We start from the raw sequence: 17,317 nt of genomic DNA, 5'->3' as shown, positions 1-17,317 counted from the left end.
ACAGATTACACAGATGGGCACAGATTATATTCTTTTATTCAATAGTTTTTTATGCAACAAGTCTCATTCATGCTGCAAAGCTTACTTCACCTCATCGTCATGCGTAAAGGGAATGAAGTATGTTATCAGCAACGACGGTACGGCGGCCAACAGCACGTAAGTGAAGAACTTCTCGTACCCCAACAAATCACTAAAGAAACCACTCATCATCCCCGGAAGCATCACTCCCAAATTCATGATGCCGGAAGCAAAGGCGTAGTGTGACATCTGATGCTTGCCGGGAGCAATCTGCTGCATCATGAACAACGTCAGCCCCACGAAGCCGAAGCCGTAACCGAAATACTCCGCCACGATGCCCGCACCTATCAGATAAAGGTTCTCCGGTTGATAAATGGCGAGTAGCGTGTAGGCCACGAACGGAAAGTTGAACACGATGCAGAGCGAAAACAGCGTCTTCTTCAGCCCGCGCTTCGACACGTAGATGCCTGCCAACAAGGATCCCAGCACAAAAGCCGCTGAACCGAAGACACCGTTCAACGTACCGATTTCAGTAAGCGAAAGCCCCAATCCCCCCACCTCACGCGAGGAGCGCAAGAAGAGCGGTGCAATCTTCATCACAAGCCCTTCAGCAAAGCGGTAGAGGATAATGAAGCAAATGTAATAGAAGATGTGGCGCTTTGTGAAGAAATTCCTTATCACCGCCCACAGTTCCCGCATCACCTCCGCGCCCGAACGCTTGGCGTCCTGCCGCTTCTGCGTGCACGGCAACATCCGTGAATGATACCCCCCCAACAGCAACAGCAACACGGCAATGACGATAAAGATAATCATCCACGCTTCCTTATAAGCAGACATGTTCTCCTGCATAGAACGGCCTTCCATCGCCCCGAAACTCTGGGCCAGCATACCCGCCATCGCCACCAGTCCGCCGTTCGCCACCAATTTGGCGATGTTGTAGAAAGCCCCCTGCACACCGATGTACTTGGCTTGGTCGGCAGGTGACAGTTCCGCCATATACACGCCATCGCAGGCTATATCGTGCGTGGCTCCGCTGAAAGCGATGACTGCCATTGTCGAAATACTAATGGCAAAAAAGTAATCGAACTTCAACGAAAAAGCCACCAGTCCGAACAGCAATCCGCTCAACAACTGGGTGATAACCACAAAGAACTTCTTTGTGCGGTACATCTCCAGGAACGGACTCCAAAGGAACTTCAACGTCCAGGGCATCATGATGATAGAAGTCCAGAAGGCAATCTGCGTGTCGGATATGCCCAAATCCTTAAACATGAACGTAGAGACCAGGTTGACTGCAATGAAAGGCAGCCCCATGGCAAAATAAACGGAAGGCACCCAGGAAACCGGGTTACGGTAATTATTGTGATTCATAACTAATCGCACGTTATCAATTGTTTGTCTTTACCGGCTTGTCGCCCATTATCAACTCCAAAGTGCCACCGTCCGTTATGTCCTGATGCGTAAAGAACGGGCGTACCAATTCCTCGCCGTTCAACAACATCTTCTGAACATACTTGTTCGTACGACTGTTGTCCGTGGCCACCACCGTGAATTTCTTTCCATCCTTAAGGTTCACTGTCGCCTTGTCGAACAACGGGCGACCGATGGAATAGAGCGGACGGCCTGGGCAAACTTGGTAGAAGCCCATGGCATTCAGTACATACCATGCCGACATCTGCCCACAGTCTTCATTACCCGAAAGCCCGTTCGGATTGTTGAAATAAAGCGTCTGCAGTACCTCGTCCACCAACTCCTGCGTGCGCCAGGGTTGGCCCACATAGTTGTAGAAGTGAATGATATGGTGACTCGGCTCATTACCATGGGCATACTGCCCTATCAGGCCGGAAATGTCGGCAGACACTAGTTCACCTTCCAGTGAAGAATCGGCCACGAACAGCGAGTCCAACTTACCGATAAAAGCTTCACGGCCTCCCATCAGTTCCACCAGTCCCTCCACATCGTGAGGAACAAACCAGGTCCATTGCCAGGCAGTCCCCTCACAATAGTCATCACTGCGATGGTTGGAAGAGCGGGGATTGAACGGCGTACGCCAATTGCCTTTGCTATCCAGTCCACGCATAAAACGGGTAACTGGATCGAAATAGTTCTGATAGCCCTTGCTGAAATCAGCATACTTCCGTTGGTTCAGCGTGTCGCCCAACTCACCGGCCAGCACAGAGATGCACCAGTCATCGTAGGCATACTCCAAGGCCTTAGCTACTGCTTCATTATCCTTGTCGCAAGGCACGTAACCGACCTTGTTCTTCCAATATTTGGCCTGCGGCATCAAATGAGGCAATACCAAAGGATGGGTGATAATACCAGTAGTGTCATACTCCGCCACACGCAGGCAAGCGCGGTATGCCTTCTGTACATCAAAGTCGCGATAGCCCTTCATATAGGCATCTGCCACAAGGGAGGCAGCATGATAGCCTATCATCGTGCCCGTATAGTTGCCCGCCAATTCCCACATGGGAAATACACCGCCTTCGCGCTCCTTCTGGATGAGCGAGCGGATGAAGGCTTGGTTCAAATCCGGATTGATAATCGTCATCAACGGGTGGTAGGCACGGAACGTGTCCCACAAAGAGAAAATGGTATAGACGGGCTCTTCCACGCTACCCTGATGCACTTTCAAATCCATGCCAAAATAACGCCCGTCGGCATCGGTAAACAGATTGGGCTGCATACCCGTATGATAAAGCGCCGTATAGAACATGGTACGCTGGTCTTCATCCTCCGTCTCGATATCTATCTTGGCAAGGTATTCATTCCATGATTGGCGGGCTGCCCGACGCACTCCGTCAAAATCCCATCCGGGTATCTCCGCTTCCACATTCCGGCGGGCACCGTCCATATCCACAGCTGAAACACCCACCTTCACCATCACCTGCTCATCCTTCTCCGTCTGGAATTGCAATAGCACCTTGGCGGTGGGCAGCAGCGGTTCCCCTTCATCCAATGCCATGGAATCGGTCACCATTGTATAAGTAAACGGTTTGGAGAACTTGGCATAGAAGTTTATGTATTGATCGAAAGCCCAGTAAACGGTTTTCTTATGTCCGCGGATTTCTGTATCACTGATGACTTCCAGCTTCATCTCTTCATTCTTCTGACGCTGGAGGCTGTAGTCAAGGTCAAGGATAAATCCTGCTTTCCCAGACTTGGGAAACGTGTAGCGATGAATGGCGGCGCGCTTGGTAGAGGTCAACTCGGCTTGTACGCCATAACGGTTGAGGAATACGGAATAATATCCCGGTTCTGCCTTCTCCCGCCCGTGCGAGAAAGGCGAGGCGTATGCCATTTGCTGGCTCTTCTTCCCCATCGCATGATAGTCCTGACGGCCCACGGTGGGCATCAGCAGCACATCGCCATAATCACCGCAACCCGTTCCACTGAGGTGCGTGTGCGAGAATCCGTTAATGGTGGAATCGGCATAGTAATAACCGGAACAAGCATCCCACTGAAAGATGCGCGTGTCGGGGCTCGGCTGAATCATCCCGTTGGGTACCACTGCGCCCGGATAGGTATGTCCGTGCCCCCCCGTACCGATAAACGGATTTACGTAAGATGCATAGTCTTCCCCTGAAGAAGCCGGAGTACAGTTGCATACCGCCATGCCCAACCACAAGAGACATCCGGCTTGCCATGCAATAGATTTCATGTTTTTCATCCTAAATTTAAGTTTATTGAGACACATTCTTTTGCCTTTTATTGGTTAATAAAACAATTCACTCGGCAAAAACACTAATACTGCAGATTATTTTTTAATTTTAATTAGCAGAATAGAAGGATAAAGAATAAAGACATGTCGGTAAAAGAAAGAATGCAAGTTCTTGTAATTGGTAGTTGCAAGAACTTGCATTCATATCCAAACCGGAATCCTGCTATTTAATAGTTATCGGTTCATCCAATTCCACGATGCCGAGGGCTTTATCGCCTCCATTCACCAATCCGTCCATTCCATGACCGGAAGCATCTTTCACTTTCCACGTCTCTCCGTCTTGGAACTGGTCGGTTCCGTTCAACTTATAATAAGCAGCAAGGCCTTCCGATTTCGGGTCAACCGTAATCATGTTTTCCTTGATTTGACTCTCCGTGCGCGACACATTCCAAAGTCTGACTTCGCTCATGCGACCATAGAACGGACGTTCGCCCCACATGAATCCGGCCACCTTACCGATAAAGAAGTCGCCCTTACCGAAATCGAAGCTCGGAATATCCCAAACCGCTTCGGAAGCTTTTTCTCCATTGATGAAGATGGCAGTCTTGCCGGTAGGCTGATTGTAAGTGAACGCCACGTGATACCATTTCCCGGTTCCCAAAGCCTGAGAAACGCTGTATTCCGATTTGCCTGCAATCTGCAAATGGTCTTTCTCCAGCAAAGGTGCATCACCGATACGGAAAATCAGAGTTCCCTCGCATCCCATAACAGTATTGTTGTTTCCAAAGAAATCAATATAAATCAATGCTTCGTAAGTAACGGATGTGAATTGGGTACCGGGAAGCAAAGGTATCCTCACATAATTGTTATACACACGAGCCACCTTCATAATCCGCACGGGCTTGTGGAGGATAAAATAAACCACATCTCCCCCTTGGGAAACCGGTAGAGAAGCAGACCGTACACGCACCGGAAGCAGATAAGACTTACCTTCTTCCACCTTATCCAACTTAGAAAATTTCACCGATACCGATCCGGCATACACCTCTCCGGAAGGAACAGTGGCAACAGCATTTCCCAAATCTACGGCAGTAGCATCGAACATCTCATATTCCGTTCCATACTTTTTGTTATAAGCCTCAATTACAGAAGTATCGGCCACTTCATAAGACACCTCTACCTGCGAAGCACACAAGGATGACACACGTGCCCGCAACTCATGGGTCATCGCTTCGCCCTCTTCCACCTCTATCCGGTACTCCCTTTCTTCAAAATAGACCTTAGGTTCCAGCAAATCACTTTCGCTATCATTGCAACTGACCGACAGCATGGCTATGAAGCAAAACACCATATATTTCAACAAATATTTATTCATATCTTTCATATTCTAAAATTTGATTCACTACTTATTTTTTCCTTTGCTTTCTTTCCATTCGTTGAACACACGCTGATTAATCTGTATGGCTTGACGCATCCATTTATAATCGGGTGCATTGTCATAGTCATTATCAAAGCGATAAGCTCCCACACCGCCTTTATACCCTTCTTCCGGCATCCAGGCGGCCTGTTTCAACAATTGCCCTCCATTGGAAGCAAACGATTCGAAGTTCTCCGTGACAATGAGTTTCTCATTGATATTGCCAGGCGAATGCAAATAAGGAGAAGCTTGCCCATACGCCTGAGCTATCCAGTAATCCACATAATCTTCTATCTCAGGCAAGAAATCATTGATATGCCCGTCGATGCATAGCAGTTTATGCCCTTTGTTCTCCGGGTCGCTCTTAGGACCGATGTATTTGCCCAACTCTTTCACCACGAAACCGATGTTACGGCTGCCGATAGTACCGTCGGAATCATTGAAACCGTTACCCGGTTCCCAGTCGATATCATATCCGTCCCACTCGCCGGTCACCAACGAGTCACAGATGGCTTTGGCAAATTTGGAAAGAGCCCGTTCCAGCTCTTCCTTGTTGTTCAAGTCATGCGAAGTAAACCCCCAGAAGTCCCAGCGAGCAAACTTTCTTTCTTCTGTCAGCTTAGCTTCGCTCCAACCCTCTTCTATGGCTTTTTTTTCCACTTCATCGTATACCGAAGTAGGGGTGCGCCCTTTGCCCAAGTGTGAAAGCAGGCAGACTTCCAATAACCTGATGCCTTTCACTTTTTGCACAAACTCCTTGTCTTTCTTCTGCGCCTCAGTGATTTCATAACGTCCTGGGGCACCGCTCCACATAGATATGATATCCATACTATCGGGCACAGAAGTGAGATACCCCCTCCGCATGGCTCCCGTCGGCGCCCAGTTGGAAAACCAGCCGAACGCAACGGGGCGGCCATAATTCTTGGCGGTTTCTTTATACGCGCGCAAGTCGGCATAGTACGCTTCGCTCTCCACGTCATCTTTGGTATTGTTACCACCGATATGATCTATCTCAATGCTCTCAATATCCGTGCAGGCAGTAGCCATCAAACCAAGCAACGGAACAATATATAATAGTTTCTTCAATTTTTTCATATTTTTCTTATTTCTAACGTAAGACATCGTTTATCACTTGCAATCCCACCACAGACGGGTAGAAGATTTGTCTTCACCACCCTTCCCATTATTGAGCAACTTCAGGATGGCCTGATAGTTGGCCTCGTCCTCCGTTGTCTGATGGAAACTGGTCGGATAAATCATTCGGCGCACTCCTTTTTCAATGGTGGCTCCTTGGAACGAACCTCTGTTTGCCATCACCGGATTCAAGTCGGGATAGCCAGTTCTTCTCCACTCCGTCCAAGCCTCTTGACCGTTGGGAAAGAGCGCAAGCCACTTCTGGATAATAATCTTCTCCAATTTTTCTTCCCGGCTGCCTTCAAACTTGACTGTAACGGCACGAGGGGCGGAAAAACTGCAAGAGTAAGAACCACCGAACTCATGCTTGATTGGTACATTGCCGGAGTTCATGTAATCATCGACCGAAGCTGTCACCCCGTTTTCCTGGAACGACATCCCAATACCTTGCTTGTAGAGTTCGTCGGCATTACCGAATTCACCTCCCCACACCAAAGCAGCTTCAGCACGTAAGAAATAGACTTCGGAAGCACGCATCCAATAGGTCGGAGTGTCACCTTTGATATTCGGCTTTGAGAATGTCGTATAGACATCGTTCTGCCCGTAAAGATGCCCGGCAGGAATGGCTTGATATTTCTTGCCATCGAATGCCAACTGTCCCAAAGTACATTTGTCATCCACCGGTTTGAAGTAAGCGCTCAGACGTGGGTCTTCGTAACCCATCAGGTAAGAGAACATGGACGACCCCATGCGCGATTCATTGTACTGCTCGGCCAACCACTCGATGTTGTTGCGGAAAGTGATGCCCGCACCCGAACTCATCTGCGCCTCTTCGTCTTTGGAGGTCATCACTCCGATGGAGTGTTTCACGGCCAAAGCCGCATACCGCTTTGCCAGTTCGGTATCGGCAAAACGTACGCGCATCGCCAGACGAAGCATCAGCGAATTGGCATACTTCACCCATTTCCTAGAGTCACCCGCATAAACCGCATCATAATCTTCCATAATGGTCACCCCGGCATCCGCTTTCTTGGTCAAAACCTCCACAGCATCGGCCAAGTCTTTGAACATGGCAGCATATATGTCCTTCTCCAAGTCGAAAGGAATGTTCATCGTAGCATCGGCTGCATGTGAATAAGGCATCGGCCCGAAACTCTCCAACGCCTTGTGCCAAGCCGAAATCTTCAATACTTGTGCCAAGGCAAAGACTTCGGGAGTGTCGTTCTTTTCAGAAGCGGCTTTCAATTTTTTCCACGGGTCGAGTGCATTGGTATAAGAACGTGCATAAGTACCCTTAATCCATCCGTCAATCAAATAATAACTGGTATTGTTGTTACCACCGTTCCAAGAGTTGTTTTGTGAGAAGAATCCACTCCAGCAGTCGGCAGACAGATGATAGTCGGTCTGGTACATGTTGATGATGTCCGTATCGTCGGCTTGTGTCCCTACCGGGAAGACGGTCTGCTCCATCGTTGTCACCAATCCTCCGACGGCAACACCGTCCATGGCTTCTTCCTTCTCGTTCATTTCAGCCCAATTGGTATTGATTTCCTCGTAATCGCAGGATGCCAACAATGCTAGGGCATATATTCCCGCTAAAAGCTTATATTGATTTATCTTTTTCATATTAAAAGTCGGTCTGTTATAATTTGAATTTAATACCAAAGCCAAAGCTACGCACACTTGGCTGCATAAAGTAATCGTTGCCTTGTCCGTAGGTGGCGGTAGAGGGAGTCAGTTCGGGGTCGAACGGAGCCTCGCAGTACAACATCCAGGGATTGTTGGCAATGAAGGAAACCGTCACGTCCTTCAGTACGTTGCCAAACCAGCGGTTGGGCATGGTGTAGCTGAGTGTCAACTCCTGCAAACGGATGTTGGTAGCGCTGTAGACATAGTAGCCGGAGGTCTCGTAACCTCCTGTACCAATCATCTGGTAGTAGGTCTTTGCATCTACCCTGCCCTGTCCCGGCAATAATGCACCGCCATTGTCACGTGCCTCGGCCGAACGCTTCGACACGCCGAAACGGTCGAGCAATGCTTCGGTAGAGGAGGTAACCACACCTCCGAAACGTCCGTTGAGCAGGAAGCTGAGTCCGAGTCCTTTGTACGACAAGGAGTTGTTCCATCCCATATTGAAGTCGGGGGAAGTCTTGCCCAAATAGACGGGCTTACCGCTATTATCCAGTTCAAACGTACCGTCACTCTTTATCTCTACATAACCCTGATGATCTTTCTTCAAGAAGGTATTGGCGTAAATGTCGTGAATGCTGCCACCTTTCCTCAAAATGATACGTCCGCCATCTTTCACAACTTCAGAAATCTGGATGGGATCGTCCAACAAATCAGTATGGTAACCATCCACCATTTCTTTAATTCTGTTGACGTTACGCGAAAATGTCAATGTGGAGGAGAATGCCAGTCCGTTCTTCAGCTTGTCATTGTAACCCAAAGAGGCTTCCCATCCGCGGTTCTCCACATTACCGGCCTGCAAGTAAATCTGCTTGTAACCGGTAAATTCAGGCAAGTTACCCAAGAAAGTCTGGTTCTTGGTATTGGAATGGTAGTAAGTGACTTCTGCACTCAACTTGTTCCACAAACGCAAACTTAAACCGAATTCATACGAACGGGTACGCTCTGCCTTGAAGTCGGTAAACGGATAGATATAGGTAGGCTTCACCGTACCGCCGTCAATGGGAGTTGTCACCGTACCGGGAGTCAGACCGGAACGGGAAATTGGAGCGCCCACTTCGGTAAAGGAACCACGTACCTTCAAGTAAGAAATGAACCGGGGCAAATCTACCATTTCGGAAATGATGGCCGACAAACCTACGGAAGGATAGAAGAAGGACTCTTCGTCGGTGTTCACCAGACGGGAGTTCCAGTCGTTACGTCCGGTCAGCGTCAAGTAAAGCATACTCTTCCAGCCTAATTCCACATTGGCAAAGACGGCATGGTTGCGCACGCGGCTATCACCGCCCTTTTCGGAGACACGTCCATTGGCCGGGTCGATGTTGACTGCCACGAATTTATTGGGTACCAGGCTCAATGTTCCTTTATATCCTCTCTCCAATAGCCAATAGTTAGAATAGCTCCAGCCCAAGTTAGCAGCAATGCTGAAGTCCCGGATATGCTTGTTGACATTCAGCATGAAGTCGGCGTATTCTTGGCGGTCGTTATAGTTGCTGTAGCCATAATGTCCTTTCTTTCCCTCGGCAAACTTCTGGTCGGAAGTGGCGTAAATCTTGCGTTCGAAGAGCACATGCGTATCGTCCATGCGGAAGCGTGCGGCGGCGTTCAGCCAGTCGGTAATCTTGTAGGTCAGCCCCACGTTGAACATGTAGCGGCTCTTCTCGTTGGTAGCCACATTGCGGTAGGCAGTCCAGTAAGGGTTCTGCGAAGCGTAGGTAGGTTCGGACACCGGCCAGTATTGTACGGGAAACTTACGGCTGTCATCATAACGCTCAAAAGTCTTGATGTCTTCAAAGTTTTCTCCCCGCGGGAAGAGGTAGGCAGCCATCACCGGATTCCAGTACTGTCCTTGCGACACCATGTTGCGGTCTTTCTGCTTCACATACGACGCGCCCAGGTCGAGTTGCAGTTTATCCTTGAAGAAGGTGGCAGTGTTGCGGATAGTGAAGTTCAGACGGTCGTAAGAGTTATTGGGCACAATACCGGCCGAGTTGGTGGATGATACGGACGCGAACGTCTGGTTCTGCTTGGTGCCCGTGGTCAATGTCAACGAGTTGATGAAGTTGGTTCCGGTATTGAAGAAGTCGTCCTTCGGATCGTAGGCAGAAGGGGTAGCCAGCTTTTCTCCCCAGCTTTCGTACATGTCCTTTTTATTGCCGTAGGTGCTCTGGAACTCCGGTGTCATGTAGGCTTTGCTAAACTCCGTGGAAGAAGAGAACTGGACGGAAAGTTTTCCTTCCTTGCCCTTTTTGGTAGTAATCAGAATCACCCCGTTGGCGGCGCTGCTACCGTACAAGGCGGCTGCCGAAGGGCCGCTCAACACGGAGAGGCTTTCGATGTCTTCGGGGTTGAAGTCAGCAATACCTTCCGTTCCGGCCTTGCCCTCACCCATGATACCGCTGTCCGTATTCCCCATATTGGTGTTGAACAAAGGGATACCGTCCACCACGTAGAGTGCATTGTTGTCGCCCTCGATGGACTTGGCTCCACGCATCACCACGCGGGTAGCTCCTCCCACGCCGCTAGCACTCTTGTTGATGCTTACACCGGCAATCTTTCCGCTCAGCGAGTTCACGAAGTTAGCATCCTTCACACGGACCAGCTCGTCTTGTTTCACCTGCTGCACGTTGTAGCTCAACGCTTTCTCGGCACGCTTGATACCCAGGGCAGTGACCACTACCTCGTTCAGCTTCTGCGAATCTTCTTCCAACAGCACATTCAGGATTCGATCGTCTATTATCTTGATTTCCTTAGTAGTATATCCCACATAAGAGATTTCGAGAACGTCCCCCTTGTTTACCGCCAAGTTGAACTTGCCGTCCAAATCAGTAATGGTACCGGCAATGGTATTCTTCACCTTCACGTTGACGCCAATCAGCGGTTCGCCGGTAGCATCCTTGACCACGCCGTCCACCTTGATTTTGGGTTCTTGTTGCTTTATCTGTTTCGTGGACAAGATTATCTGATTGTCTACCAATGTATAAGTGACATTTGTTCCACGAAACATGTCATCCAGGATCTCTGTTATCTTTCCCGACCGGCTGTTTACCGAAACAATGCGGTCTGCCTGAATCGTCTTGTTATTATAGAGGAACACATAGTCGGAGTTCTCCTCTATCTTATTCAATACATTTTCTATGGAAACACTCGACATAGAAAAGGAGCCTCGCGTCCGCTGGGCGTACCCGTTACTGGCAGGAAGCTGTAATACAACAGCAAAAAGTAGTATTAGACTTATCCTCATAGGTAAAGGAAGTTTTAATTTTAAGGTATATTTAAGGCATACTGCACTAAATGAATGATTATTTTTCATACATTTGCGGTTAACTAAAGTTTATTACTAAATGAACTAAGGTTTGATTCACGGCTTCTTGTCTGCTAAACCAAAATCCGTGAGTTTTTTAATGAGTAGGAAGGTGTGTCGTAATGCACGATGCACCTTCTTTCTTGTTTATCACCGATATAAATCGGTTTATTTTCTTCAAGCTGCGATAATTCGAAGATTTCTTTGATTTATGTGTCTCCAGCATCTAAATAAAGCGACAGTAAGCTCATAAAACCATCCTATCAGCCAGTTCATACCTTCTTTTGTCAGTTTTGCACACATCTTTTTTATATTGAAGGCAATGGCTAGGAAGGCAAAGTCCATGAAGACCTTGTCCTTTCCAAAATGTCGGAAACGTTTGTAGTTCATATTGTTTTTAATTTGTCCGAACACGGCTTCCGGTTCTATGCATCTCTGCCCTCTGTGTTTCAGTCCTTTCTCTGAGCAGAGCAGTTCTTTGGCTCTCCGCTTGTATTGTCTAAGCCTATGATTCAGTTCTATCGTCCTGTTTCCTTTTGCTTTAAAACAGCGGCATCGCAGGGGACAGCCTTCACACCTGACAGCTCTGTACCGTGCATTTTCGCTGACATATCCGGATGCGGTTTTCACATTCCTGGTGCCTATCCTCCGCATCCTTTGCCCCATAGGACAGATGCAGAAGTCATGTTCTTCATTGTAGTAGAAGTTTTCGGCCTTGAACGGGTCCGGTTTGAATCTCGGCCGCTGCTCCATGTGGAAATAGTTGTACTTTACGTAGGCTTCCATGCCGTTTTCGGACATGAAGCGGTAATTCTCTTCGGAGCCATAGCCGGAATCAGCAACCACCGTATGGGCCATCCGGTCATACCTGTTTGAAAAAGATTGCAGGAAAGGAATCAGGGTCAGTGTATCCGTAGGGTTCGGGAAGAGTGCAAAATCGGTGATGAACTGATTTTCGGTGCCGATTTGAAGGTTGTAACCGGGCTTCGTCTGTCCGTTGCGCATGGCATCCTCCTTCATTCTCATAAAAGTAGCGTCCTTGTCCGTCTTGGAATAGGAATTCCTCTCTTGCAGTGTTTCCAGATGGCAGTCGTATTCCTGCAGTTTGTCCCTGTGTTCTTCCAGTTCCTTCAGCTGTTTGCGTTTCTTTTTCAGTTCAGTCTTTTCCTCTTTCGCGGATGGCTCGGAAACCTGTTCCAATGCATGACGCAATTCTCCTGCCATTTCAGTCAGCATGGCCGGAGTGAACTCAACCTCCTCATTGTTCTCTGATGACTTCTCCCGGGCAATGACATCGTCTATCTGCCCTAACAGGACATGTATCTTCTTCATCAGGCGTTCACGGTTCCGCTCAACCGTTTTTCGCCAGACGAAAGTGTACTTGTTGGCTTTGGATTCGATCTTTGTCCCGTCAATGTATTCCACATTCAGGCTGATGAAGCCTTTGGAAGAGAGAAGAAGTACGGTTTGCGTAAACACCTCGTTGATTTCCTTCTTCACCCGGTTGCGGAAACGGTTGATGGTAATGAAATCCGGTTTCTCATATCCGGCCAGCCAGATATAATGGATGTCACGGTGAAGAAGCTTTTCAATTTTCCGGCAGGAGTAGATGTTGTTCATATAGGCATACAGAATGACCTTGAGCATCATCTTGGGGTGGTAAGGGCTGCGGCCGCATTCCTTATACAGCTTTCTGAAACTTTCAAGATTCAAGCCCTCAACCAGGGCGTCAACCATGCGCACCGGATCGTTTTCTGCAATATCCTCATCAATTCTTTGAGGAAAAAGAACGGTTTGGTTGGGAATGTAAGGACGAAAATGTATCTTTGTCATAGTGAAATTCTTATGCCTAAAGATACAGAATCTTTAGGTAATAACAAAGCCCCAGCTTGTGAAAGTCGGGGCTTTGTACGTAAAATAATGAAGGTGTGCATTTTGACACACCTTCTTTTTTGTTTTTGCTCTTCTTATACTATATCATAGGCTCTTTATGGTTTTAAGGGTTACTAATATAAGTTTACTATAATCCTAGCCTTCGTAAGGGTATCGTCTGCCTGCTGCGCAGCATCTTCCACCCTCCACTTCAAGGCTGCCGACTTTGCCAGATAATCCAAAATCTGCTGCAAGGTCTCTTTGTGGAAAGTCGCCCGGTACTTGTATTCCTTTCCCAACCTATTGTCAAACTCAATATCCACATTGAAATGCCTTGAAAGCCTTTTGAATATCTCTTCCAACGTCGCATTCCTGAAAATCAGCTTTCCGTCTTTCCAAGCCACCTTCTCGTAGACATCCACTTTATTTTTAATCCATTTCCGACTGTTCCGATTGTAAAGCAACTGCTCTCCGGGTAACAATTCCATTGTCTCCTGATTGGGGGTTACCACATTTACCTTACCTTTCTCCAACACCGTACCAATAAGTTCTTCATCCTCGTAGGCAGCCACGTTGAACTTCGTTCCGTATACATATACACTCAATCCATCCAGTGTGTTCACATAAAAAGGACGTTTCTTGTCGGCCTGCACTTCAAAATACGCTTCCCCTTTCAGTTCCACGCTCCGATTGTCTTTCCTGAAAACTATGGGATAACGCAAGGTACTTCCCGCATTGAGCCACGCCACCGAATGGTCAGGAAGCTCATAACGGATGACCGAACCTTTGGCAGCCGTGACTTCGGCGTAGCAGTCTACCGCTTCCGGTCCACTGAAATATAAGTAGCCCAACGTCAGCGAAATCATCAGCAAAGGTAACGTCAAGAATGCGGCATAGCGCATCAAGCTATCATACATCTGCCTACCCCGCTTTTTCCTTATCAACTGCTGTGTCCGTTCAAAAGCTTTGGCCACATCAATTGATTCCATTTCCCGGATATCATCTCCCAATGCTTGTGCTTTCCGAAACAATAAATCCGAATCTAATTTTTCCATAATCTCTAAACCTTATAACCTATTTATAATTGCAATTACATAGATAATACAATCGGGAAATCAAAAAGGGACAGCTAAAACAAAGTTTTTTCAATTGGGTCCTTAATAACAAAATACTACTTGCCTATTGCCACAGCTTTGTTCTTTTAAATTTCAAAAAGAACCTTTTATTTGACTTTCTTATTGTATATTTGCCTTCGAAATACTGTAGATATATTATGAAACTATCTCTTAATGAACAAAGCAAGAAACAAGTATTCAAGCAGCTCTACGAGGAGTACTATGCCCCCTTCTGCTTGTATGCCAAGCGTTTTGTTGACAATAAAGAGACTCGCGAAGACATTGTTTCCGAAGTATTCGCCTCCCTATGGAACAACATGGACAACTTCGAGATAGACCCGAAAACGATATTGGGTTACCTCAAGATGTGCGTGAGGAACAATTGCCTGAACTACCTGAAGCATCAGGAATATGAATGGAATTATGCGGAAGTCGTCAAAAAGAAAACCCCTGTCTACGAAACGGAACCGGACAGTGTATATACCTTAGACGAAATGTACCGGATGCTGTACGGTACCCTGAACAAGCTTCCCGAGAGCTACCGCATTGTCTTCATCGAGAGCTTCTTCAAGGGAAAAACGCATACAGAAATAGCGGAAGAGCTGAACCTTAGTGTGAAGTCAGTCAACCGCTATAAACAAAAAACATTGGAATTTCTGCGCAACGAGCTAAAAGAATACATGCCGTTGCTGCTGCTATTCATTTCCCGGTAGGACTCCACCTTATTAAAGGTATTGCTCATCAGGGAATCTTGTGAGCATAATAATCCATTTACTCTTCCGGCTTCAGCGGTTCGCTGCCCATAGTCAGTTCCAGTGTACCGCCGTCCACTATATCCTGATGCGTGAAGAATGGAGTCTCCAGCTTATTGCCGTTCAGCACAATGCTCTGCACATACTTGTTATCGCGGCTATTGTTGTGGGCTATCACCTTGAACGACTTGCCGTCTTTCAGATGAACGGTCGCCTCGTTGAACAGCGGGCGTCCGATGGAATATACCGACTTGCCGGGGCATACCTGATAGAAGCCCATCGCATTCAGAATGTACCATGCAGACATCTGTCCGCAGTCTTCATTGCCCGAAAGTCCGTCGGGGTTGTTGAAGTAAAGCGTATGCAGCACCTCATCCACAATCTCCTGCGTACGCCAGGGCTGGCCTACGTAGTTGTAGAGATGGGCAATGTGATGGCTCGGCTCATTGCCGTGAGCATACTGGCCTATCAGACCGGAAATATCCACCGAAGTCGATTCACCTTCCAGCTTGGAATCGGCAGTGAACAGAGAATCCAACTTGCCGATGAAAGCGTCGCGTCCTCCCATCAGTTCTACCAATCCGTCTACATCGTGGGGAACGAACCAAGTCCACTGCCAGGCAGTGCCTTCGCAATAGTCATCGTTACGGTGATTGGATGCGCGGGGGTTGAAAGGCGTACGCCAGTTGCCCTCACTGTCCAGTCCACGCATGAAACGGGTACTCGGATCGAAATAAACTTTATATCCCTCGGCAAAGGCAGCATACTTGTCGCGGTTGACTTCGTCGTCCAAGGCACCTGCCAGTACAGAGATGCACCAGTCATCGTAAGCATACTCCAGCGCTTTTGCCACGGACTCATTGTCTTTGTCGCAAGGCACGTAGCCAATCTTGTTCTTCCAGTACTTGGCCTGCGGCATCAGATGCGGCACAACCAAAGGATGCGTGATAATGCCCGTCGTATCGTATTCTGCCGTACGGAGGCAAGCCTTATAGGCCTCCTGCACGTCGAAGTTACGGTATCCCTTTACATACGAATCCGCTATGAGGGAAGCTGCATGATAACCAATCATGGTACCCGTATAGTTTCCGGCCAGTTCCCACATAGGCAGGACGCCGCCCTCGCGGGACTTCTGGATGAGCGAACGGATGAAGGCCTCGTTCAGTTCTGGATCGATAATCGTCATCAGCGGATGATAGGCACGGAAAGTGTCCCATAAAGAGAAAATGGTGTAGACAGGCTCGTCCACCCTGCCTTGATGGGGCTTCAAGTCCATACCAAAGTAACGTCCGTCGACATCGGTAAATAAGTTGGGCTGCATGCCCGTGTGGTAAAGTGCCGTGTAGAACATGGTACGCTGGTCGTTGTCCTTCGTATCGATGTCAATCTTGGAGAGATAAGTGTTCCACTGCTGGCGGGCAGCACGGCGCACACCGTCAAAATCCCATCCGGAGATTTCGGCTTCCACATTCTTGCGGGCACCGTCCATATCCACGGCAGACACACCTACCTTTACCAATACCTCCTCATTGGGCTCCGTCTGGAATTGCAGTAAAGCTTTAGCTGTAGGCAGAAGCGGACCGCCTTCGTCCAATGCCATGGAGTCCGTGACCAGCGTATAGGTAAATGGTTTGGAGAACTTGGCGTAGAAGTTGATATACTGGTCGAAAGCCCAATATACAGTCTTCTTGCGTCCACGGATTTCAGTATCGCTGATTACTTCCAGCTCCATCTGTTCATTCTTCTGGCGCTGAATGCTATAATCCAAGTCGAGGATAAAGCCTGCATCTTCCGCTTTCGGGAAGGTATAGCGATGAATCGCCGCACGTTTGGTAGAGGTCAGTTCGGCTTTCACCCCGTAGCGGTCCAAAAATACGGAATAATATCCCGGTTCGGCTGTTTCATTCTCGTGGGAAAAGGCAGAGGCGTACGCCATCTGCTGGCTCTTCGAGCCCATAGAGTGGTAATCCTGCCGCCCTACAGTGGGCATCAGCAACACATCCCCGTAATCGGCACAACCCGTACCGCTGACGTGAGTATGTGAAAATCCGTTGATAGTAGTATCTGCATAGTAATATCCGGAGCAGGCATCCCACTCGTAGATACGCGTGTCGGGGCTGGGCTGAATCATTCCGTTGGGAACTACCGCTCCGGGATAGGTATGCCCATGTCCGCCCGTACCGATGAACGGATTGACGTAAGACGCATAGTCCGGTGCCGTCTGGGTACAGCTGCAAACCGCCCCCAGCAGAAAAAGTCCGCCCAACAGTATGGAACTAGATTTCATGTTTTTCTTCATATTGTTTATTGTATAAGTAAGTGTATAGCTTCATAATAGAATCTTGTTATATG

At 48.2% G+C, this 17,317-nt stretch carries 10 protein-coding genes; 1 reads left to right on the top strand and 9 read right to left on the bottom strand.

What is annotated here, in order from left to right; all coding sequences use genetic code 11:
- Window positions 1-81: 81 nt before the first annotated feature.
- The 8 genes from EYA81_RS12760 to EYA81_RS12725 form a co-directional block, all read right to left on the bottom strand.
- Entirely contained in the window at window positions 82-1,389 is a 1,308-nt protein-coding gene (locus tag EYA81_RS12760; protein ID WP_117588977.1) for an MFS transporter, read from the bottom strand.
- A gap of 16 nt (window positions 1,390-1,405) precedes the next feature.
- Entirely contained in the window at window positions 1,406-3,691 is a 2,286-nt protein-coding gene (locus EYA81_RS12755) for a GH92 family glycosyl hydrolase (protein WP_171030415.1), read from the bottom strand.
- 214 nt (window positions 3,692-3,905) lie between these two features.
- Window positions 3,906-5,057: a DUF1735 and LamG domain-containing protein gene (locus tag EYA81_RS12750; RefSeq protein ID WP_117588989.1), complete on the bottom strand. Its 1,152-nt coding sequence runs from the start codon at window positions 5,055-5,057 to the stop codon at window positions 3,906-3,908.
- Between the two features lie 27 nt (window positions 5,058-5,084).
- Window positions 5,085-6,194 carry a glycoside hydrolase family 18 gene (locus EYA81_RS12745; RefSeq protein WP_117601153.1) on the bottom strand — a complete coding sequence of 370 codons (1,110 nt, stop codon included), beginning with the start codon at window positions 6,192-6,194 and terminating at the stop codon, window positions 5,085-5,087.
- A gap of 33 nt (window positions 6,195-6,227) precedes the next feature.
- Entirely contained in the window at window positions 6,228-7,859 is a 1,632-nt protein-coding gene (locus tag EYA81_RS12740; protein ID WP_117588975.1) for a SusD/RagB family nutrient-binding outer membrane lipoprotein, read from the bottom strand.
- Window positions 7,860-7,875: 16 nt separating this feature from the next.
- Window positions 7,876-11,166: a TonB-dependent receptor gene (locus EYA81_RS12735; protein ID WP_226791310.1), complete on the bottom strand. Its 3,291-nt coding sequence runs from the start codon at window positions 11,164-11,166 to the stop codon at window positions 7,876-7,878.
- 237 nt (window positions 11,167-11,403) lie between these two features.
- Window positions 11,404-13,059 (bottom strand): IS1182 family transposase, encoded by a 1,656-nt coding sequence (locus EYA81_RS12730; RefSeq protein WP_118434923.1) that lies wholly within the window; start codon window positions 13,057-13,059, stop codon window positions 11,404-11,406.
- Between the two features lie 173 nt (window positions 13,060-13,232).
- Window positions 13,233-14,153, bottom strand: a complete 921-nt coding sequence (locus EYA81_RS12725; protein ID WP_117588973.1) for a FecR family protein — start codon at window positions 14,151-14,153, stop codon at window positions 13,233-13,235.
- Between the two features lie 218 nt (window positions 14,154-14,371).
- On the opposite strand from EYA81_RS12725, the gene EYA81_RS12720 reads away from it, so the two are divergent.
- Complete coding sequence (locus EYA81_RS12720) at window positions 14,372-14,926, top strand: RNA polymerase sigma-70 factor (RefSeq protein ID WP_117588972.1); 555 nt, start codon at window positions 14,372-14,374, stop codon at window positions 14,924-14,926.
- Between the two features lie 58 nt (window positions 14,927-14,984).
- Here EYA81_RS12720 and EYA81_RS12715 read toward each other — a convergent pair whose 3' ends face one another.
- Window positions 14,985-17,264 (bottom strand): GH92 family glycosyl hydrolase, encoded by a 2,280-nt coding sequence (locus tag EYA81_RS12715; protein ID WP_117965955.1) that lies wholly within the window; start codon window positions 17,262-17,264, stop codon window positions 14,985-14,987.
- Window positions 17,265-17,317 lie beyond the last annotated feature (53 nt).

This window comes from Bacteroides sp. A1C1 (assembly GCF_004328515.1).
In the GTDB taxonomy this organism is placed as follows: Bacteria; Bacteroidota; Bacteroidia; order Bacteroidales; family Bacteroidaceae; genus Bacteroides; species Bacteroides uniformis.
Note: the sequence above shows the minus strand (reverse complement) of the source record. Positions and strands in the feature narration are given on the sequence as shown.

Bases quoted from the DNA above. Each gene is read 5' to 3' on its own strand.
- EYA81_RS12750 (WP_117588989.1), bottom strand. From the start codon at position 5,057: ATGAATAAATATTTGTTGAAATATATGGTGTTTTGCTTCATAGCCATG.
- EYA81_RS12735 (WP_226791310.1), bottom strand. From the start codon at position 11,166: ATGAGGATAAGTCTAATACTACTTTTTGCTGTTGTATTACAGCTTCCT.
- EYA81_RS12720 (WP_117588972.1), top strand. From the start codon at position 14,372: ATGAAACTATCTCTTAATGAACAAAGCAAGAAACAAGTATTCAAGCAG.
- EYA81_RS12745 (WP_117601153.1), bottom strand. From the start codon at position 6,194: ATGAAAAAATTGAAGAAACTATTATATATTGTTCCGTTGCTTGGTTTG.
- EYA81_RS12740 (WP_117588975.1), bottom strand. From the start codon at position 7,859: ATGAAAAAGATAAATCAATATAAGCTTTTAGCGGGAATATATGCCCTA.
- EYA81_RS12760 (WP_117588977.1), bottom strand. From the start codon at position 1,389: ATGAATCACAATAATTACCGTAACCCGGTTTCCTGGGTGCCTTCCGTT.
- EYA81_RS12755 (WP_171030415.1), bottom strand. From the start codon at position 3,691: ATGAAAAACATGAAATCTATTGCATGGCAAGCCGGATGTCTCTTGTGG.
- EYA81_RS12730 (WP_118434923.1), bottom strand. From the start codon at position 13,059: ATGACAAAGATACATTTTCGTCCTTACATTCCCAACCAAACCGTTCTT.
- EYA81_RS12725 (WP_117588973.1), bottom strand. From the start codon at position 14,153: ATGGAAAAATTAGATTCGGATTTATTGTTTCGGAAAGCACAAGCATTG.
- EYA81_RS12715 (WP_117965955.1), bottom strand. From the start codon at position 17,264: ATGAAGAAAAACATGAAATCTAGTTCCATACTGTTGGGCGGACTTTTT.